Annotated in this window: 21 protein-coding genes; 14 read left to right on the top strand and 7 right to left on the bottom strand. The window is 65.8% G+C overall.

What is annotated here, in order from left to right:
• The first annotated feature begins 52 nt into the window (after positions 1 to 52).
• The 6 genes from AC731_RS07530 to ftsB all read left to right on the top strand — a co-directional run bounded on the left by AC731_RS07530 (position 53) and on the right by ftsB (position 6,913).
• Positions 53 to 2,041, top strand: coding sequence for an acetoacetate--CoA ligase (locus tag AC731_RS07530; RefSeq protein WP_048702689.1), 1,989 nt, complete (start codon positions 53 to 55; stop codon positions 2,039 to 2,041).
• Positions 2,042 to 2,052: 11 nt separating this feature from the next.
• A complete protein-coding gene (locus AC731_RS07525) occupies positions 2,053 to 2,595 on the top strand; it encodes a hydrolase (protein ID WP_048702692.1) in 543 nt (180 codons plus the stop codon).
• Between the two features lie 150 nt (positions 2,596 to 2,745).
• On the top strand, positions 2,746 to 4,383 hold the full coding sequence (locus tag AC731_RS07520) for a CTP synthase (RefSeq protein WP_004260686.1): 1,638 nt from the start codon (positions 2,746 to 2,748) through the stop codon (positions 4,381 to 4,383).
• 11 nt (positions 4,384 to 4,394) lie between these two features.
• On the top strand, positions 4,395 to 5,234 hold the full coding sequence (kdsA, locus tag AC731_RS07515) for a 3-deoxy-8-phosphooctulonate synthase (RefSeq protein WP_048702696.1): 840 nt from the start codon (positions 4,395 to 4,397) through the stop codon (positions 5,232 to 5,234).
• A 34-nt stretch (positions 5,235 to 5,268) separates the two neighbouring features.
• On the top strand, positions 5,269 to 6,552 hold the full coding sequence (eno, locus tag AC731_RS07510; RefSeq protein ID WP_004260680.1) for a phosphopyruvate hydratase: 1,284 nt from the start codon (positions 5,269 to 5,271) through the stop codon (positions 6,550 to 6,552).
• 88 nt (positions 6,553 to 6,640) lie between these two features.
• Positions 6,641 to 6,913, top strand: coding sequence for a cell division protein FtsB (gene ftsB, locus AC731_RS07505; RefSeq protein WP_004260677.1), 273 nt, complete (start codon positions 6,641 to 6,643; stop codon positions 6,911 to 6,913).
• A gap of 49 nt (positions 6,914 to 6,962) precedes the next feature.
• Here the strand turns inward: ftsB and AC731_RS07500 are convergent, their stop codons facing one another.
• On the bottom strand, positions 6,963 to 7,538 hold the full coding sequence (locus AC731_RS07500) for a C40 family peptidase (RefSeq protein ID WP_048702699.1): 576 nt from the start codon (positions 7,536 to 7,538) through the stop codon (positions 6,963 to 6,965).
• A 91-nt stretch (positions 7,539 to 7,629) separates the two neighbouring features.
• A complete protein-coding gene (locus tag AC731_RS07495) occupies positions 7,630 to 8,469 on the bottom strand; it encodes an SIMPL domain-containing protein (protein ID WP_237266618.1) in 840 nt (279 codons plus the stop codon).
• A gap of 75 nt (positions 8,470 to 8,544) precedes the next feature.
• Here AC731_RS07495 and AC731_RS07490 point away from each other — a divergent pair, with 75 nt between their 5' ends.
• Positions 8,545 to 9,471, top strand: a complete 927-nt coding sequence (locus AC731_RS07490; RefSeq protein WP_048702703.1) for a DMT family transporter — start codon at positions 8,545 to 8,547, stop codon at positions 9,469 to 9,471.
• On the opposite strand, the gene AC731_RS07485 is transcribed toward AC731_RS07490, so the two are convergent.
• A complete protein-coding gene (locus AC731_RS07485; RefSeq protein WP_004260666.1) occupies positions 9,411 to 9,965 on the bottom strand; it encodes a gamma carbonic anhydrase family protein in 555 nt (184 codons plus the stop codon). The two genes, AC731_RS07490 and AC731_RS07485, sit on opposite strands and share 61 nt — an antisense overlap.
• Before the next feature lie 174 nt (positions 9,966 to 10,139).
• Between AC731_RS07485 and AC731_RS07480 the strand changes: the two genes are divergently transcribed.
• The 4 genes from AC731_RS07480 (at position 10,140) to AC731_RS07465 (ending at position 13,411) form a co-directional block, all read left to right on the top strand.
• Positions 10,140 to 10,985: a 23S rRNA (adenine(2030)-N(6))-methyltransferase RlmJ gene (locus AC731_RS07480; protein WP_048702704.1), complete on the top strand. Its 846-nt coding sequence runs from the start codon at positions 10,140 to 10,142 to the stop codon at positions 10,983 to 10,985.
• The gene (locus AC731_RS07475) at positions 10,982 to 11,347 is read left to right on the top strand and encodes a nucleotide pyrophosphohydrolase (protein ID WP_004260661.1); all 366 of its coding nucleotides are present in this window, start codon (positions 10,982 to 10,984) and stop codon (positions 11,345 to 11,347) included. Before AC731_RS07480 ends, AC731_RS07475 begins: the two co-directional genes overlap by 4 nt.
• 140 nt (positions 11,348 to 11,487) lie before the next feature.
• Complete coding sequence (locus AC731_RS07470) at positions 11,488 to 13,068, top strand: inorganic phosphate transporter (RefSeq protein ID WP_048702706.1); 1,581 nt, start codon at positions 11,488 to 11,490, stop codon at positions 13,066 to 13,068.
• Positions 13,069 to 13,081: 13 nt separating this feature from the next.
• Positions 13,082 to 13,411: a DUF3301 domain-containing protein gene (locus AC731_RS07465; RefSeq protein WP_048702708.1), complete on the top strand. Its 330-nt coding sequence runs from the start codon at positions 13,082 to 13,084 to the stop codon at positions 13,409 to 13,411.
• 36 nt (positions 13,412 to 13,447) lie between these two features.
• Here the strand turns inward: AC731_RS07465 and folE are convergent, their stop codons facing one another.
• The 3 genes from folE to fabI form a co-directional block, all read right to left on the bottom strand.
• Entirely contained in the window at positions 13,448 to 14,086 is a 639-nt protein-coding gene (gene folE, locus AC731_RS07460; protein ID WP_048702710.1) for a GTP cyclohydrolase I FolE, read from the bottom strand.
• A gap of 82 nt (positions 14,087 to 14,168) precedes the next feature.
• The gene (locus AC731_RS07455; RefSeq protein ID WP_048702714.1) at positions 14,169 to 14,765 is read right to left on the bottom strand and encodes a hypothetical protein; all 597 of its coding nucleotides are present in this window, start codon (positions 14,763 to 14,765) and stop codon (positions 14,169 to 14,171) included.
• A gap of 18 nt (positions 14,766 to 14,783) precedes the next feature.
• A complete protein-coding gene (fabI, locus tag AC731_RS07450) occupies positions 14,784 to 15,563 on the bottom strand; it encodes an enoyl-ACP reductase FabI (RefSeq protein WP_048702716.1) in 780 nt (259 codons plus the stop codon).
• 190 nt (positions 15,564 to 15,753) lie between these two features.
• Between fabI and AC731_RS07445 the strand changes: the two genes are divergently transcribed.
• The 3 genes from AC731_RS07445 (at position 15,754) to AC731_RS07435 (ending at position 17,665) form a co-directional block, all read left to right on the top strand.
• On the top strand, positions 15,754 to 16,263 hold the full coding sequence (locus AC731_RS07445) for an HAD domain-containing protein (RefSeq protein WP_004260647.1): 510 nt from the start codon (positions 15,754 to 15,756) through the stop codon (positions 16,261 to 16,263).
• Between the two features lie 83 nt (positions 16,264 to 16,346).
• Entirely contained in the window at positions 16,347 to 17,117 is a 771-nt protein-coding gene (locus tag AC731_RS07440) for a hypothetical protein (protein ID WP_048702720.1), read from the top strand.
• The gene (locus AC731_RS07435; protein WP_004260641.1) at positions 17,117 to 17,665 is read left to right on the top strand and encodes a YaeQ family protein; all 549 of its coding nucleotides are present in this window, start codon (positions 17,117 to 17,119) and stop codon (positions 17,663 to 17,665) included. The genes AC731_RS07440 and AC731_RS07435 overlap by 1 nt, the downstream gene beginning before the upstream one ends.
• A gap of 15 nt (positions 17,666 to 17,680) precedes the next feature.
• Here the strand turns inward: AC731_RS07435 and AC731_RS07430 are convergent, their stop codons facing one another.
• Positions 17,681 to 18,562 carry an alpha/beta fold hydrolase gene (locus AC731_RS07430; RefSeq protein ID WP_048702722.1) on the bottom strand — a complete coding sequence of 294 codons (882 nt, stop codon included), beginning with the start codon at positions 18,560 to 18,562 and terminating at the stop codon, positions 17,681 to 17,683.
• Between the last annotated feature and the right edge of the window lie 23 nt (positions 18,563 to 18,585).

Below are 18,585 nucleotides of genomic sequence, written 5' to 3'. Positions count from 1 at the left end.
ACGTAGCGCCGCCAGCACAGATAGAACCTTCGATTGATGGTGAGGAGACATCATGAATCTTGCTGATAACGCGCCCCTGTGGACGCCTACCGCCGAGCGTATCGCCTCGGCCAACGTCACCGCCTTCCGCCTGGCAGCCGAGAAACGCTGGGGCGTCGCACTGCCCGACTATGACGCGCTGTATGCCTGGTCGGTGGCGCAGCCCGAGCAATTCTGGGTAAGCATCTGGGAGGGCGACGGCATGCGCGACGGCGTCATCGGTACGCGCGGCGAACGCGTGCTGGTCGATGGCGACAGGATGCCGGGGGCAAAGTGTTTCCCGGATGCACGGCTCAACTTCGCGCAGAACCTGCTGCGCTCGCGCGATGCGTCCGACGCGGTGGTGTTCTGGGGCGAGGACCGGGTCAAGAACCGCATGAGCCACGGCGAGCTTTATCGTGCCGTCGCCCACTTTGCCGCGGCGCTCAAGGAGCAGGGCGTGGTCGCGGGCGACCGCGTTGCCGCCTACATGCCGAACATGCCCGAGACGCTCGTTGCCATGCTGGCCGCGGCGAGCCTCGGCGCCATCTTCACCTCGGCTTCGCCCGATTTCGGCGTGCAGGGCGTGCTCGACCGCTTCGGCCAGACCGAACCCAAGGTGCTGGTGGCCTGCGATGGCTACTACTACGGTGGCAAGACCATCGACGTGCTCGACAAGCTCGGCGAGATCGTCGGCCAGCTGCCCTCGGTCAAGCGCGTGGTGGTCGTGCCCTACGTGCATCAGGCGCACGACCTGTCGCACGTGCCGCATGCTCGCCTGTACGCGGACTTCGTCAAGCCCTTCGCCCACATCGACGACATCGCGTTCGCGCAGCTGCCCTTCGATCATCCGCTCTACATCATGTACTCCTCGGGTACCACCGGCGTGCCCAAGTGCATCGTGCATTGCGCGGGCGGTGCGCTGCTGCAGCACCTGAAGGAGCACCGTCTCCACGGCGACGTCAGGCCGGGCGACCGCGTCTATTACTTCACCACCTGCGGCTGGATGATGTGGAACTGGCTGGTGTCGGGGCTGGCCGCCGGCGCCACGCTGCTGCTGTACGACGGCTCGCCCTTCGCGGGCGACAACCACATCATCTTCGACTACGCCGACGCCGAAGGCATGACCCACTTCGGCACCTCGGCCAAGTTCATCGACGCCTGCGCCAAATTCGGCCTCAAGCCGCGCGAGACGCACAAGCTCACGACCGTGCGCGCGATGATGAGCACCGGCAGCCCGCTGGTGCCCGAAGGCTTCGACTACGTCTATCGCGACATCAAGGCCGACCTGCAGTTGTCGTCCATCTCGGGTGGCACCGACATCATCTCCTGCTTCGTACTTGGCAGCCCGGTGCTGCCGGTGTGGCGCGGCGAGATCCAGTGCCGCGGCCTGGGCATGGCGGTGGACGTGTGGGACGACGACGGCCGCCCGGTGCGCGGCGAGAAGGGCGAACTGGTGTGCACGAAGCCCTTCCCGGTGATGCCGATCGGCTTCTGGAACGACGCCGATGGCAGCAAGTATCACGCCGCCTACTTCGAGCGCTTTGCCAACGTGTGGTGCCACGGCGACTTCTGCGAGATCACCGCGAACGGCGGGCTGGTCATCTACGGCCGTTCGGACGCCACGCTCAACCCGGGCGGCGTGCGCATCGGCACGGCCGAGATCTACCGCCAGGTCGAGAAGCTGCATGAAGTGGTCGAGAGCCTGGTGATCGGCCAGGACTGGCCGCCGCAGAACCCGAACGACGTGCGCGTGGTGCTGTTCGTGAAGCTGCGCGAGGGGCTGGCACTCGACGACGACCTGGTCAGGCGGATCAAGCAGACCATCCGCGACAACACCACGCCGCGCCATGTGCCGGCCAAGGTGCTGCAGGTGGCGGACATTCCGCGCACCAAGAGCGGCAAGATCGTCGAACTGGCGGTGCGCAACGTGGTGCATGGCCGCCCGGTGAAGAACCAGGAGGCGCTGGCCAACCCTGGGGCGCTGGCGCATTTTCGCGACCGCGTTGAACTGGCGGATTGAGGAGGAAGACCATGCTGATGAACCGGGACAACTCGGTGCTGCTGATCGTCGATGTGCAGGCGAAGCTCGCGCCCTTCATTCATGAGAGCGAGAAGATTTCGGCCAACTGTGTGTGGTTGGCGCAGGTGGCGGCGCGCGTCGGCGTGCCGGTCGTCGTGACCGAGCATTTCCCCGAAAAGATCGGCGGTACGCTGGAGTCGGTGCGTGCGGTCACGCCGGACGCGCGCTACGTCGGCAAGCAGTGCTTCTCGGCACAGGCCGATGGTTGCCTGCGGGGCACCGAAGTCGAGCGTCGTCCGCAGGTCATCGTGTGCGGCACCGAGGCGCATGTCTGCGTACAGCAGACGGCGCTCGATCTGCGCTGGGCGGGCAAGCAGGTATTTGTCGTCGCGGACGCTTCCGGCTCGCGCAATCCGGCCAACCGTGACCTGGCCTTCGAGCGCATGCGCGGCCACGGCCTCGAGATCGTGTCGCGCGAGATGGTGGCCTTCGAGTGGTTGCAGCGCGGCGGCACCGAGCTGTTCCGTGAGGTCAATCGCGACTTCATCCGCTGACGACACAGGCCCAGGGGGAGCACTGCGGAGGGGGCAGCGCCTGGCCTCGCAGTGCCCCTCTGTCGGCACTTTGTGGGGCGCAAGACCAAGGGCTGCTGACTTGGCTCGGGGTGATCGGTTATCATCGCGCTTTCCCGCAGCACTGTTCCCATGACCAAATACGTCTTCGTTACCGGTGGTGTCGTGTCCTCTCTGGGCAAAGGCATCGCCGCGGCCTCACTGGGGGCCATCCTCGAGTCCCGTGGCATCAAGGTCACGCATCTCAAGCTCGACCCCTACATCAACGTCGATCCGGGCACGATGAGCCCGTTCCAGCACGGCGAAGTCTTCGTGACCGAAGACGGTGCGGAAACCGACCTCGATCTCGGCCATTACGAGCGCTTCACCAGCGCCAAGATGAGCAAGCGCAACAACTTCACCACCGGCCAGATCTACGAGTCGGTGCTGAAGAAGGAGCGCCGCGGCGAGTACCTGGGGAAGACCGTGCAGGTCATCCCGCACATCACCGACGAGATCAAGGCCTACGTCAAGCGCGGCGCAGAGGGCGCCGACGTGGCGATCATCGAGGTCGGCGGCACGGTGGGCGACATCGAGTCGCTGCCGTTCCTGGAGGCCATCCGCCAGATGGGCTTCGAGGAAGGCCGCAACGGCACCTGCTTCATCCATCTCACCTTGCTGCCCTACATCCCGACGGCCGGCGAGCTCAAGACCAAGCCGACCCAGCATTCGGTCAAGGAGCTGCGCGAGATCGGCATCCAGCCCGACATCCTGCTATGCCGCGCGGACCGCTCGATTCCGGTGGATGAGCGGCGCAAGATCGCGCTGTTCTGCAACGTGATGCCGGAGGCGGTCATCGAGGTGCTCGATGCCGACTCGATCTACAAGATTCCGGGCATGCTGCACGACCAGATGCTGGACCAGATCGTCTGCCACAAGCTCGACATCCTCGCCCGCGCGGCAGACCTGTCGGTGTGGGAGAAGCTGATCCATGCGCTGGAGAATCCGAAGCAGACGGTCAATGTCGGCTTCGTCGGCAAGTACGTCGATCTCACCGAATCGTACAAGTCGCTGATCGAGGCGCTCAACCACGCCGGCATGCACACCGAGTCGAAGGTCAAGATCCACTACATCGACTCCGAGGACATCGAGCGCGACGGTTGCGGCGTGCTGCAGTCCATGGACGCCATCCTGGTGCCCGGCGGCTTCGGCAAGCGCGGCACCGAAGGCAAGATCGCGGCGATCCGCCATGCGCGCGAGAACAAGGTGCCTTACCTGGGCATCTGCCTCGGCATGCAGCTCGCGGTGGTGGAGTTCGCCCGCGACGTTGCCGGCATGGAAGGTGCGCATTCGACCGAGTTCGAGCGTGACACCAAGTACCCGGTCATCGGCCTCATCACCGAATGGAAGGACCGCAGCGGCAAGATCGAGAAACGCACCGAAGAGTCCGACCTGGGTGGCACCATGCGCCTCGGCGGCCAGCTCTGCCAGTTGAAGGACGGCACGCTGGCGCGTGACATCTACGGCGCCGCCGAGATCATGGAACGCCACCGTCACCGCTACGAGGTCAACAACACCCTGCTGGCCAAGCTCGAAGCCAAGGGGCTGGTGGTGTCGGGCCGCGCGCCGGTGACCGACCTGTGCGAGATGGTCGAGCTGCCCGCCGACGTCCATCCCTGGTTCGTCGGCTGCCAGTTCCACCCGGAGTTCACCTCCAACCCGCGCAAGGGCCATCCGTTGTTCACGGCCTACGTGAAGGCGGCGATCGCGCGCAAGCAGGCCACAGCCTGAAGGAGCGAAGCATGAACCTCTGCGGTTTCGAAGTCGGTCTCGACAAGCCGATCTTCCTGATCTCCGGCCCCTGCGTGGCCGAATCCGAGCAGATGTGCCTGGATATCGCCGGCCAGATGAAGGAGATCTGCGGCGAGCTGGGCATTCCCTATATCTTCAAGGCGTCCTATGACAAGGCCAACCGCAGCTCGGGCAAGAGCTTCCGCGGTCACGGCATGGATGCCGGCCTCAGGATGCTCGAGGCGGTCAAGAAGCAGCTCGGCCTGCCGGTATTGACCGACGTGCACACGATCGAGGAGATCCCGGTCGTGGCGTCAGTCGTCGACGTGCTGCAGACCCCGGCCTTCCTGTGCCGCCAGACCGACTTCATCCACGCGGTGGCGGCCAGCGGCAAGCCGGTGAACATCAAGAAGGGCCAGTTCCTCGCACCGGGCGACATGAAGAACGTCGCCGACAAGGCCAGGGAGGCGAATGGCGGCGCCGACACCATCATGGTGTGCGAGCGCGGCGCGTCCTTCGGTTACAACAACCTCGTCTCCGACATGCGTTCGCTGGCGATCATGCGCGACACCGGCTGCCCTGTGGTGTTCGATGCCACGCACTCGGTGCAGCTGCCGGGCGGGCAGGGCACGGCATCGGGCGGTCAGCGCGAGTTCGTGCCGGTGCTGGCGCGCGCAGCGGTTGCCGTGGGCGTGGCGGGTCTCTTCATGGAGACTCATCCGGACCCCGCCAAGGCGCTTTCCGACGGCCCCAACGCCTGGCCGTTGCCGAAGATGAAGGTGCTGCTGACGACCCTCAAGGACATCGATGCGCTGGTCAAGCGCCAGGGTTTCCTCGAGACCACGCTCTGAGATTCCAAACCTACGTTAAGCAACAGGACTACACATGAGTGCAATCGTTGATGTGATCGCCCGCGAGATTCTCGACTCCCGCGGTAACCCCACCGTCGAAGCCGACGTGCTGCTGGAATCCGGCGTGATGGGCCGTGCCGCCGTGCCGTCGGGCGCGTCGACCGGTTCGCGCGAGGCGATCGAGCTGCGTGATGGCGACAAGTCGCGCTTCCTGGGCAAGGGCGTGCTGCGCGCGGTCGAGAACGTGAACACCGAGATTGCCGAGGCGATCATCGGTCTCGACGCCGAGGAGCAGGCCTTCATCGATCGCACCCTGATCGAGCTCGACGGCACCGAGAACAAGTCGCGCCTGGGCGCCAACGCCATGCTGGCGGTGTCGATGGCCGTGGCCAAGGCGGCTGCCGAAGAGGCCGGCCTGCCGCTGTACCGCTACTTCGGTGGCTCCAGCCCGATGGTGATGCCGGTGCCGATGATGAACGTCATCAATGGCGGCGAGCACGCCAACAACAGCCTGGACATCCAGGAATGCATGATCATGCCGGTCTCGATGACCAGCTTCCGCGAGGCCCTGCGCTGCGGTGCCGAGATCTTCCAGCACCTGAAGAAGATCGTCGATGCCAAGGGCTACCCGACTACCGTCGGTGACGAAGGCGGCTTCGCGCCCAACGTCTCCGGTACGGAGGAAGCGCTCAACCTGATCCAGGAAGCGATCATCGCCGCGGGTTACGTGCCTGGTCAGGACGTGCTGCTGGCGCTGGACTGCGCCGCCTCCGAGTTCTACAAGGATGGCAAGTACGAGCTGAAGGGCGAGGGCCTGTCGCTGACGGCCGAGGGCTTCACCGACTATCTTGCGACCCTGTGCGACAAATTCCCGATCGTCTCGATCGAGGACGCGATGGCCGAAGGCGACTGGGCCGGCTGGAAACTGCTGACCGAGCGTCTGGGCAAGAAGGTTCAGCTGGTGGGCGACGATCTCTTCGTCACCAACACCAAGATTCTGGAACAGGGCATCGAGCAGGGCGTGGCCAACTCGATCCTCATCAAGATCAACCAGATCGGCACGCTGACCGAGACCTTCGCCGCGGTCGAGATGGCCAAGCTGGCAGGCTACACCGCGGTGATCTCGCACCGCTCGGGCGAGACCGACGACTCGACCATCGCCGACATCGCCGTCGGCCTGCGCGCGATGCAGATCAAGACGGGTTCGCTGTCGCGTTCGGACCGTATCTCGAAGTACAACCAGCTGCTGCGCATCGAGGAAGACCTGGGCGATACCGCCGTCTACCCGGGCAAGCGCGCGTTTTACAACCTGCGTTGAACGCGTCTCTGAACTGAGCTGAAGCACGTGCGAGGCCGGCGGGCAATCCGCCGGCCTTTGTCGTGCGTGAGCCTACCGTTTCCCGACCATGCGCTGGCCCATCCTGATCCTTCTCGCACTCGTCGTGCTGCTGCAGTACCCGCTTTGGCTGGGGAAGGGCGGCTGGCTGCGCGTGTGGGAGGTCGATCGACAACTGCACGAACAGCGTGCAGAGAACCTGCGGCTGGAGCAGCGCAATGCCGGCCTCGAGGCCGAAGTGCGCGACCTCAAGTCGGGCAACGAGGCGATCGAGGAGCGGGCGCGCTTCGAACTCGGCCTGACGCGGCCGGACGAGATCTACGTGCAGGTGCCGCAAGAATAAGCCGGGGCGAACATGCCCGGGAGGGGGATAGAAAGGGGCCTCGCTCCGCTCAGCTCGACGCGACCAGGGTGCGCGCACCGTCTATACGCGGTGCGAAATAACGGCTATCCAGTCGTTCGACGCGCACGCTGCCCCGGCTCGACGGCGCATGCACGAAGCGGCCGTCGCCGATGTAGATGCCCATGTGCGAATGCCGACGCTTCATGGTGTTGAAGAACACCAGGTCGCCGGGCTGCAACTGGCTGAGTTCTATCGGCCGCGTGCGATCCGCTATCTGCGCGGCATTGTGCGGCAGGCGCTTGCCGCTGATGTTCTCCACGATCCACGCCACCATGCCGCTGCAATCCAGGCCGGCCTCGGGGTTGCGGCCGCCGAAGCGATAGCCGGTGTCGAGCAGGCCGAGTGCGAAGAGCACCATTTCACGTGCGTGCGACTCGTCTTCGAGGGAGAAGTAGGTCGTACCGTCACGCGACGGCGTGACCGGGGGCTCGGCAGCCGGGCGTGCAATGGGCGCGGGGGTGGAACTGCAACCGGCCAGCACGGCAATCGACAGAGCGAGCGCGGCAAGGACCGCGGGCCGCGCATGTGGGTTCAGGACGTCGAAGGAGGGTGGCAAGTAACTCATGCGCGCAAAGATAGTTCAGCCTTGCGCGAGCGTCCACCCTCCAGTCGCCCCGGTCTGCCGAAGATTTCACCGGCAGGCTTGCACCCGAGCCTCAATCCAAGAGCTCGATACGTCCGCTGATGCTCACGCCGATCTGGCTCTCGCCGCCTTCCAGCGGTGCAGCGGCTTCGGCCATCATGGCTGAAGCGGCCTTCATCCGCACCGGCATTGGCGGCTGGTAGCCTTGCTCGCCGATGGACAAGTGCGCGATCCGGTAGCGCTTGCCCAGTGCTCCCGCGATCAGGCCGGCGCGCTGCTCGAAATTGCGGATCGCGATCACGGTCGCCTCTTCCTCCGCCTTCTGCCGGGTTTCCGGTGCGGGCTGCATCGCCACGTGCGACAGCGCAAGGTTCGCCTGCAACTTGCCGATCAACTCGGACAGTGCGGGCAGATCGCGGCTCTCGATGCGAATCTCCGATCGCATTCGCCATGATTCGATTCGTCCCTGACCGTCCTTGCCATAGACCGGCCAAGTCGATACGCCGCCGGATTGCGCCTTGACGCTGGCGAAGCCGCGCGCGAGTTCGAGCGCCTTGGTGATGCGCTGGTTGATGTCGTTCGCGAGCACGGCGGCGTCGCGGCCGCTGCTTTCGGCGTACAGGGTGGCGACCCCGAGGTCGTTGGGGGCGGGCAGGTGTGCTTCGGTCGACAGGTCGATCGTGGGGCGGTCCGATGGCAGGGCAGCGTCGGGCGGGGCGGCTTTGGCCGGGACGACGGTGACCGCAGCGGTCAGGGCGGAGGCGAGGACGGTGCGACGCCAGAATGAAATTGACATGGAGGGCTCCTGAAAGGGCGAGGGCGGGAAACGCCCGCGCAGCGATGTGTCTGGGGCGAGGTATACCTCAGTTCGCGCCTTGCCGGGCGCGAGGGCTGTAAGCGCGGATTGCGGCATGGCGCCTGTCCCCGCGCACCTGATTGACCGCATCGTGAGTCCGGGGCATCCTGCCGAGCTTTCCCCGGCCGTGCAATGAGTCCTCGATTATTCGGTGCCGCGTGCGTCGCCCTTTCCGCTGCCGCCTTTGGTTCGATGGCGATCTTCGCCCGCTATGCGTACGCCGGCGGTGCGGAGGTGATTGCCGTGCTGCTGTTCCGGTTCGTGATCGCTGCGGCGCTGATGACCTGCTTCATGCTTGCGATACGCCGGCGCTGGCCGCGGGGGCGCAATCTCCTGCTGCTGCTCGGGATGGGCGGCGTGCTCTATGTCGGCCAGTCGATGAGCTTCTTTTCGGCGCTCAATCACGCGTCGGCCGGGCTGGTCGCGCTGCTGCTGTATCTCTATCCCTTCCTGGTCACCCTGCTGGGTGCGCTGTTTCTGCGCCAACACTTGGGTGTCGGCCGGGTCGTGGCCGTGCTGGCGGCCCTCTTCGGCACGGCACTGACGCTCGGTGGAGGCCTGGCGGGTGAGGCGGTGGGCGTGATGCTGGGTGTGGCAGCTGCGTTGATCTATTCGGTGTACATCCTCGTCGGCGGTCGTGTGCTGACGCAGGAGGACCCGCTGGCGGCCGCGACGGTGGTGATGATCGGTGCGGCCGCCGTGTTCTCTGCGCTGGCGATCTGGCAGCAGCCAGCCTTTCCCGCGAGCGCTTCGGCCTGGACGGCGGTGGTCGCGATCGCGGTGGTGTGCACCGTCGTGGCGATGCTTGGCTTCTTCATCGGCATTCGCAATCTGGGCGCGGCCGACGCGGCGACCCTGTCCACGCTCGAGCCCGTCGTCACGATCGCCCTGGCGGCGTTGTTCCTGAGCGAGCCCTTTTCGCTACTGCAGATCGTCGGCGGCGCCATCATTCTCGGCGCCGTCGTGTGGCTGACGCGCGCGGGCGCGCGCACCGCCGATCAGGCCGATGGCGTGCCGAGCACGGTGGTGGGGTCGACGGCGCGCAGCTCGGTGGAGTAGAGACGGGCATTGTCGACGTAGTGGCTCGCGTTCCACTTCAGATGCTCGATCTCGGCATCGGACAGTTCGCGAATCACGCGACCGGGAGAGCCGACGACCAGCGAGCGATCGGGAATCACCTTGCCTTCGGGGATCAGCGCGTTGGCGCCGATGATGCAGTTCTTGCCGATCACCGCCTTGTTGAGGATGACCGCGTTGATCCCGATGAGGCTGCCGTCCCCAATGGTGCAGCCGTGCAGCATCGCCATGTGGCCAACGGTGACGTGCTTGCCGATGGTCAGCGGTACGCCCTTGTCGTTGTGCAGCACCGATCCGTCCTGGATGTTGCTGCCTTCGCCGATGGTGATCGGGTCGTTGTCGCCGCGGATCACGACGTTGTACCAGATGCTGACGTCGCGGCCGGCGTCGACCGCGCCGATGACCGTCGCGTTGTGCGCGACCCAGGACCCTTCGCCGAAGCGCGGCGTGCGGTCGCCCAGGGCGTAGATGCTCATGCTTGTTCTCGCTGTCTATGCATACCGGTGTGAGCCGGCTTTCGGGGGGCGCATCATATCAAGTGCGAACCGTGGTGCAAACCGCGGCAAGCGCGGCGATGTGGCTGATCTGACGCAGGATTTAGCGCACGGCCGGGTGCAGTGCTAGCATTCGGGCCGCAACCGGAAAAACCCATGCTCAGCTATCGTCACGCCTTCCATGCCGGCAATCATGCCGACGTCCTGAAACACGCGGTCCTGCTCGAACTGCTGTCCTATTTCAACCGCAAGGACAAGCCCTGGCACTACATCGACACGCACGCGGGTGGCGGCTGTTATGCGCTGGACAGCGAGCAGGCGGGCAAGACCGCCGAGTACGTCGATGGCATTGCCCGCCTGTGGGGCCGCGACGATCTGCCCGAGCCGCTCGCCGCCTACCGTGCTGCCGTCGCGCAGTTCAATCCGCATGGCCGGCTCCTGTTCTATCCGGGGTCGCCCGCGCTGGCGATGACTGCCGCGCGCGCGCAGGATCGACTGCGCCTGTTCGAACTGCACCCGGCCGATTTCGAATCGCTCGACCGCACCTTCGCCAGCGAGACCGAACGAGTGCAGTGTCGCAAGGCCGACGGCTTCGCGGCGCTCAAGAGCCTGCTGCCACCGCCTTCGCGCCGTGCCGTGGTGCTGATCGACCCGCCTTACGAACTCAAGGAGGACTACCGGCGCGTGCTCGATTGCCTGAAGGACGCGCTGCGCCGCTTCCCGACCGGGACCTATGCCGTGTGGTACCCGCTGCTGGCCCGCCCCGAGGCGCGCGCCCTGCCGGCCCGTCTCGCCGAGCTCGGTGCCGACAGCTGGCTGGATGTGCGCCTGGCGGTCCGCCAGCCGCCGCGCGACGGCTTCGGCATGTTCGGCAGCGGCATGTTCATCGTCAACCCGCCCTGGGTGCTGCCCGAGCGGCTGGAGGCGATGATGCCCTGGCTGGTGAAGACGCTGGGTGTCGACGAGGCGGCGGGCTTCGACCTGGAGCATCACATCGAATGAAGCCGCGAACGCAGCCCGATTCGCTCGATGCCTTGCGCGAGGCCTTGCGGGCGTTTGCCGCCGAGCGCGAGTGGGCGCAGTTCCATACGCCCAAGAACCTCGCCATGGCGCTGTCGGGCGAGGCGGGCGAGGTGATCGAGCACTTCCAGTGGCTGACCGCCGAGCAGTCCGCCGAACTCACGCCCGAAGCACGAGCTGCCGTCGCGCTGGAGCTGGCGGACGTGCTGATGTATCTCGTGCGACTGGCCGATGTGCTCGATGTCGATCTTGTTGCCGCGGCGCAACGCAAGCTGGCGCTCAATGCCGAGCGCTACCCGGTCGAGCGCGCCCGCGGACGATCGGACAAGTACGACCGGATCTGACTGGCCGTCAGGCCCGCAGGGTGGTGTTGCACCAATGCTGCGGCGCAACGCACGCAGGGGGCGGATGGCGCATCAAGCTGATTGGGGGCGCGTCAATTTTCTGAAACAATAGCGCCTTTGTATCTTTCGGGACACTTGAAGTGGACCTGCAGCACATCAGCGAAATCGAGCGCGCAACACATCGCGGGCGGGGCGAGATGCTCCGCCTCGGCATCGGCCTTCTCTTCATCGTCGGCGTCATGTTCTACGCCGCCATGCGCGGCACCGGCGAAGGCGGAATGATCCTTGTCATGGCGGCGATGGTCGGCGGCTACATGGCCATGAACATCGGTGCCAACGACGTCGCCAACAACGTCGGCCCGGCCGTCGGCTCGAAGGCGCTCAGCCTTGCCGGAGCGCTGGTCATCGCCGCGGTCTTCGAGGCAGCGGGCGCGTTGATCGCCGGCGGCGAGGTCGTGGGCACCATCCGCAACGGCATCATCAACCCGGACCTGATCACCGACTCCGACACCTTCGTGTGGATCATGCTGGCGGCGCTGCTCGCCGGGGCGCTGTGGCTCAACATTGCCACGGCGGTCGGGGCGCCGGTGTCGACGACGCACTCGATCGTCGGCGCCGTGCTTGGCGCGGGCATGGCGGCAGCGGGGCCGAGCATCGTGGACTGGGAGACCATGACGGGTATCGTGGCAAGCTGGGTCATTTCGCCGTTGCTCGGCGGTCTGTTTGCGGCCGGTTTCCTCTACCTCGTCAAGCGCAGCATCACCTACCAGGCGGACATGGCCGCCGCTGCGCGCAAGATGGTGCCGCTGCTGGTGGCGTTCATGGCCTGGACGTTCGGCACCTATCTGATCTTGAAGGGACTCAACCGAGTGTGGACGGTCGGCTTCGGTGAGGCCGTGGCGTATGGGCTCGTCATCGCGGTGCCGGTGTTCCTGCTCACCAAGCGGGCTATTGGCGCGCGCGGCGTTCTGCTTGCCAACACCAAGCAGAGTGTCAATCGTCTGTTCACCGTGCCGCTAATCTTCGCGGCAGCGCTGCTCAGCTTCGCGCATGGCTCGAACGACGTGGCGAACGCGGTCGGTCCGCTGGCCGCCATCGTGGATGTGGTGTCCAACGCGGGCGTCGTGAACAAGTCGGCGCCGATTCCGACCTGGGTCATGATGGTCGGCGCGCTCGGTATCGCGCTCGGGCTGGCGCTGTTCGGACCCAAGGTGATCCGCACCGTGGGGTCGGAGATCACCGAGCTCGACCAGATGCGCGCCTACTGCATCGCCATGGCGGCGACGCTGACCGTGATCGTGGCCAGTCAGATGGGGCTTCCGGTCAGCTCCACGCACATTGCCGTGGGCGGCGTGTTCGGGGTCGGCTTCCTGCGCGAATACCTGAAGAGCAACTACGATCGCATGGTGGCCGAGATCAAGGCGCATCACCCCGAGGGCGACCTCGCCGCGATCGAAGCCTTCATTGCCCGCTTCGAGAAGGCGTCGATCGAAGAGAAGGGCGAGATGCTGCGGGACCTGAAGGAGCGCTCCAAGAAGGCCGAGGACCCCGCGCACTTCTCCAAGACCGAACGCAAGGGGTTGCGCAAGGTCTATCGGCGCGAACTGGTGAAGCGCTCGCAGCTGATGCGGATCGCTGCTGCGTGGGTCATCACGGTGCCGGCGTCGGCGCTGATGGCGGCGATTCTGTTCTTCACCATCCGCGGCATGATGTTGCCCTGAGCGGCCTGCGGACATGAGCTTCGTCGAACTGCTGACGGTCCTGATGCTCGGTGGCATCGTCTGGTTCTGGTTCGACAGCCTGAAGGCGCGCGAGGCCGGTTTGGAGGCCGCACGACGCGCCTGTCTGCGGGAGGGGCTGCAGTTTCTCGATGAAACGGTGGTCGGTCACGGCCTCACGCTGGCCCGTGACGAGCACGGCCACATGGTGCTGCGTCGAGGTTTCGACTTCGAGTATTCGCTGACCGGTAACGACCGCTACCGGGGCGCCGTGGTGATCGAAGGGCGCGAAGTGGTGCTTGTGGATCTCACCGAGCACCGGGCGCAGGTCGTCAGCCTGTTCTGAACACCGGGCAGCTCATGGGCGGCCGTCCTTGTGGTCTCAGCCAGAGATTGCGCGCAGGAATTCGTTGCGGGCCTGCGCCGAGCGTTCGAACTCGCCACTGAAGGCCTGCGTCACCACGCGTTCGTCGCCGCGCCTGTCCTCGCCCAGCAGCAGGCACAGCTGCTCGGCTTCGATCACGCAGGCTGCGCCGGCGGCCTTGCCGTGCTGCATCAAGGCGTCGGCAATGTCGCGCGTCATCCATTCCTGATAGGTGAAGCGGTGGCCGATCGCATCGACCAGGCGTGCGATGCGGCCAAAACCGTGCAGGCGTCCGCCCGGCAGGTAGGCGACGTGTGCCACGCCACGGAAGGGCACCAGATGATGGGGGCAGACGCCGTGTACCGCGATGCCGCGGACCACGACCATGTCGCGGCGCTCGTCCTCGAAGCCGTCGCCCAGCACCTCGGCAGGGTCGAGGTCGTAACCGCCGAGCAGGCGCTTCTGCCATAGCTCGCGTACCCGTTGCGCGGTGCGACTGGTGTGCGAGGTGGCGGCGTCGATGCCACAGGCACGCAGCAGGTCGCCGATGGCGCGCTCGAACGCCGGCGCATCGAAGTCGCCGGTACGGGCGATGCCGACGCTGCGCGGGCGGGGCGGGGCGGGGTGATCGTGCTCGTCGTGGTCGTGTCGGGACATGGCGTTGCTCCACGCGCGTCGGCGCAAACGGGGAGGCAATGATACGCGGATCGCGCGGCCGTGGTCCGAAACGGCCGGGGTGTCAGGCGATGAAGACGGGGTCGGAGAACACCAGCGTGCCGTCCTTGCGCATCATCAGGTTGTTCGCGTTCAGGATGTCGGGCAGCACGTGGTACTCCTCGACGAAGTCCGACAGGGCCTTGAGCGCCCGCTGCATGCTGTCGGTCATGGCCAGCGGATTGACGGTCAGGTGATACAGGGCGATGCGCCCCATGTCCATGCCCAGGCGGCTCCATTGCTCGCAGGCCGACCAATAGGTGTCGATCAGGCGCAGTGCGAGGTCGGCGGCGGCTGAGTCCTGTGCGAGCGGATACAGCTTCTCCATCTCGATCAGATGCAGCGGATAGCCCGAATGGGCGCGGCCGATGATGCCGTGGTCGGCGTAGATGACCGGGAAGTGCTCGCCGCACGGGCGGTCGTCGGCGGTATAGAGGAAGTAGTCGGCGGGCGAACTGACGATCTTGTAGACCCGTTCGCCATCGCCCTTGTCGAGCACGATCGAATACTCGCCGCGGCCGATTTCCGGCTTGCCGTCGAGCAGCGGGTGTGCCGGAACCGGGTCCGGCAGCAGAATGCCACCACGGCCGATGCGGGCGCGTGCTGCAGCGAGGTCGATCATGGGCTCGGCTCCGTATGTTTACGCCATGATGTTATAGCCGGCGTCGACGAAATGGACTCCGCCGGTCACCAGGCGGCCGGCGTCCGACACCAGGAAGGCGGTCAGCGCGCCGATGTCTTCCGGCGTGACGAGTGCATGCATCGGCGAGCGCTCGACCGCAGCGGCCATCAGCCCGTCGAAACCGGCGATGCCGGAGGCGGCACGCGTCATCAGCGGGCCGGGCGACACGGCGTTCACGCGGATGCCCTTGGCACCGAGTTCGGCCGCCATGTAGCGGGTGGCGGCCTCGAGCGCGGCCTTGCACAAGCCCATCACGCCGTAGTTCGGGATGACCTTCTCCGAGCCGAGGTAGGTCATCGTCACCAGCGCGCCACCGCCAGCCTTTGCCAACAGCGGTTCGGCCTTCTTGGCCAGGCGTACGAAGGAATGAGTCGACACGTCCATCGCCAGCGCGAATCCGTCGGCCGACGTGTCCACCACGCGGCCGTGCAGGTCGTCGCGCTTGGCGAAGGCCATGCTATGCACCGCGAAGTCGAGCTTGCCATGGCGCGCTTCGATCTCGGCGAACACCGCGTCCATGGTTTCAGGCTGGGTGACGTCGAGCAGGAGCACGTCCTCCACGCCCAGGCGCTGGATGATCGGCTCGATGAAGGCGCGGGTCTTGTCGTTCTGGTAGGTGATGACCAGCTTCGCGCCGGCTTGTGCGCAGGCTTCGGCGACACCGGTCGAAATGGACTTCTCGTTGGCGATGCCCGTGATGAGACCGACCTTGCCCTGCAGGTTGACGATGGGATTCATGCTTATAGTCCTCGCAATAAAAGGGAATTTTGTGCGCTGCGCAAGCCGTCATCAAAGCATCGGACGATGACAATCTTTCGCATGTTCCGTGACGAAAGCGGCAGACGTCGATGAGTTGTAATGGAGTATATTCTGCAATGCAGCATTAACGAACCGCTGCATCACGCCTATTTGGCATTGAGAGTGCAACATGACACGCAACGCATACATCTTCATGGACTTCGACGGCGTCACCCATCCCTGGGGCGAGGTCGAGGATTTTCGCTGCCTGCCGCTCATCGAGACGGTTGTGCGCGAATTCGAAGAGGCACGCGTGGTGATCGCCTCTGACTGGCGCATGCTGTTCTCGATGCAGAAGCTGGTCGCCCGCTTCTCCGAGGACATCCGTCCCCGCATCGTGGGCGCGACGCCGCACGTGCTGCCCAAGCATGGCGCCGAACTGCACGGCCTGCGCGAACGTGAGGCGATGTTGTGGCTGGCCCAGCACGAAGCCGACCATCGCAATGCCGCGTGGTGCGCGCTCGACGATGCGCCGGGCAACTGGATGACCCGTTCGCGCCTGCTGCTGACCGACTTCAAGCGCGGCTTCACGGAGGAGGACGCCGGTGCACTGCGGCGTCTGCTGCAGGATTTTCGCGATGGTCGCGAGAATCGTGCCGAGCCCGATTCGCCGTCGCTTTGGGCGCGCAGCATCGCCTGAATGCTGTGGCCGCCCGGTGTCCGATTGCCTAGCCGGTTGGCGCTGTGCACAATGTGCGCCCCTTTCCCGATACGCCGGCACCCATGACTGCGCCAGACTCCGTCCTCGCCCCCGATCCTCTTGCCGCCTGTGTCGATGCGCAGGCGCAACGCCAGGCTGCTCATCTGGCCCAGGAGGCGTTCGCACGCGTGTTTCGGCTCAGCGTGGGCGAAACCGACGAGATCCGCCTGCGCGGGGTGGAGCAACTGCGCCGCGAGCTGAGCGACTGGGCCGCGGCGGAGGCTGGCGAGGAGGCACGGGCGCTGCGCCTTGCCCTGCTGCTCACCGGCATGGATCAATGGGGCGTGGCGTGGAGCCAGGCCTTCGAGCTGGTTGCGATTCCCGGGCTGACCGAGTTGATCGGCTCGCTGCGCACCGGCCTCGATGAAGGGGACGAGGCGCGCTTCCTGCAGCAGTTCGAGGCCATCGGTCGTGCAGAGGAAAACGCCATCGACTTCAAGGTCGAGTTGCGGCGCGGCATCCATCTTGCGCTGTGGCATTCGTCGATCGCCACGCAGGATCGCGGCGAGGCCCTGAGGCTCGCGACCCAGCTCGGCAGCCGTCTGCTCGGCCTGCTGCGCGAAATGCCGGTTGCAGGCTGGCGCCTGGTGGCCGACGCGCTGGCGTTCATCCAGATCCGCTGCCTGGCCGACGGGCTTGCATCCGAAGGGATCGGGCAGGAAGCGACGCAGGCATTGCTCGCGGCGCTGTCGCGCGAGCTGCCGAAGGCGGAACGCGACCTGGTGATGGCCCATGCGGCGCGTGCCGTGATCGCCTGGCAGCAGGCCAATCGTCCGCCCGATCAGGTGCACTGATGGCGCTGAAGGCAACGATCTTCAAGGCCGACATCCAGATCGCGGACATGGATCGCGGCCACTATGCCGACTACAGCCTGACGCTTGCGCGCCATCCGTCCGAGACCGACGAGCGCATGATGGTGCGCCTGCTGGGCTTCGCGCTGTTTGCCGATCCCGCGCTGGCGTTTGGCAAGGGCTTGTGCGTCGACGACGAGCCGGACCTCTGGCAGAAGGATCTGACCGGGGCCATCCAGCGCTGGATCGATGTCGGCCAGCCCGACGAAAAGTGGGTGCGCAAGGCCTGTGGCCGGGCCACCGAAGTCGTCGTGCTGACTTACGGGCGTGCGCTCGAGGTGTGGTGGGCCGGCGTGCGCGACAAGCTTTCACGCCAGGCGACGCTCCGTGTGATCGAGGTTTCGCGCGAGGCAAGCAGCGAACTGGCGAAGCTGGCCGAACGCACGATGCGCCTGCAGTTCAGCATCCAGGACGGACATGTCTGGGTGACCAATGGCCGTGACACGGTGCAGATCGAGCCTCGCACCCTGTTGGGCGCCGACCGCGTCTAGCGTCTGGCGCGCCGCTCAGGCGGTGGCCTGCAGAAAATCGGCGACGGCCGCTGCGGCGCGATCCGGATCTTCCTGCATGAAGCAGTGCCCACCCGGCAGCACCGCGCGGCGCGCGACGGGATTGCTGCGCGTCCAGCGCTCCACGGCGCGTGCGGCGAAGGGGTAGGTGTCCTCGCCACGTAGCACGAGCGTCGGCGTGGTGATGCGCGCCAGCGATGCCCATAGCCGGCGCGGATACGAACCGAAGATTTCCGCTTCACGCGACGGGCGGCATTTCAGCTCCACGCCGCCGCCCGGATGGTCGCGCAGCGCGTGCTGCACATAGGCCTGCAGCGCATCGTCGCGCCAATCCTTGAACATGCCGCGGTTGCGCAGGCCGTCCATCGCCTCCTCACGGCTGTTCCAGTGGTGCCGGCGCTTGCTCGCGCGCTGTGCCAGCGTATTGCGCGAGTAAAGCCCCACGACGTCCGACAGTGCCATCAGCCCGATCATGGCGGGTGGAAACAGCACCGGGTCGAGCAGTACGGCACGCCTGAAAGTTTCCGGCGAGCGCGCGAGCATCAGCGTGCTGAGGACCGAACCGAAACTGTGGCCGACCGCGTGGACGTCCACGTTCCCGAAGCGTGGCTGATGAGCCCGCCAGGCCTCGAGGGCGAACTCGGCGCAATGGTTCCAGCCCGGGAAGCGTCCGCCGTGATCGCTGTCGCCATGGCCCGGCACGTCCGACAGGAAGAGATCGAAGCGTTCGGACAGGCGTTCGAGCATTGGTGCATACGTGAGGCCGCAATAGCCGTTGCCATGCAGGAAATGGATCACCGGTCGGCCCGATGGCGGCGAATGGTGGCCGCGCAGGGTATGTCCATTGCCAAGGCGGTGCGACCAGGAGAGCAGTTTCATTCCGTTCGGAAGCGCGTGGGCAG

The organism is Thauera humireducens, assembly GCF_001051995.2.
Lineage (GTDB): Bacteria > Pseudomonadota > Gammaproteobacteria > Burkholderiales > Rhodocyclaceae > Thauera > Thauera humireducens.
The sequence above is the reverse complement of the archived record's forward strand: the minus strand, read 5'-3'. Positions and strand labels throughout refer to the sequence as shown.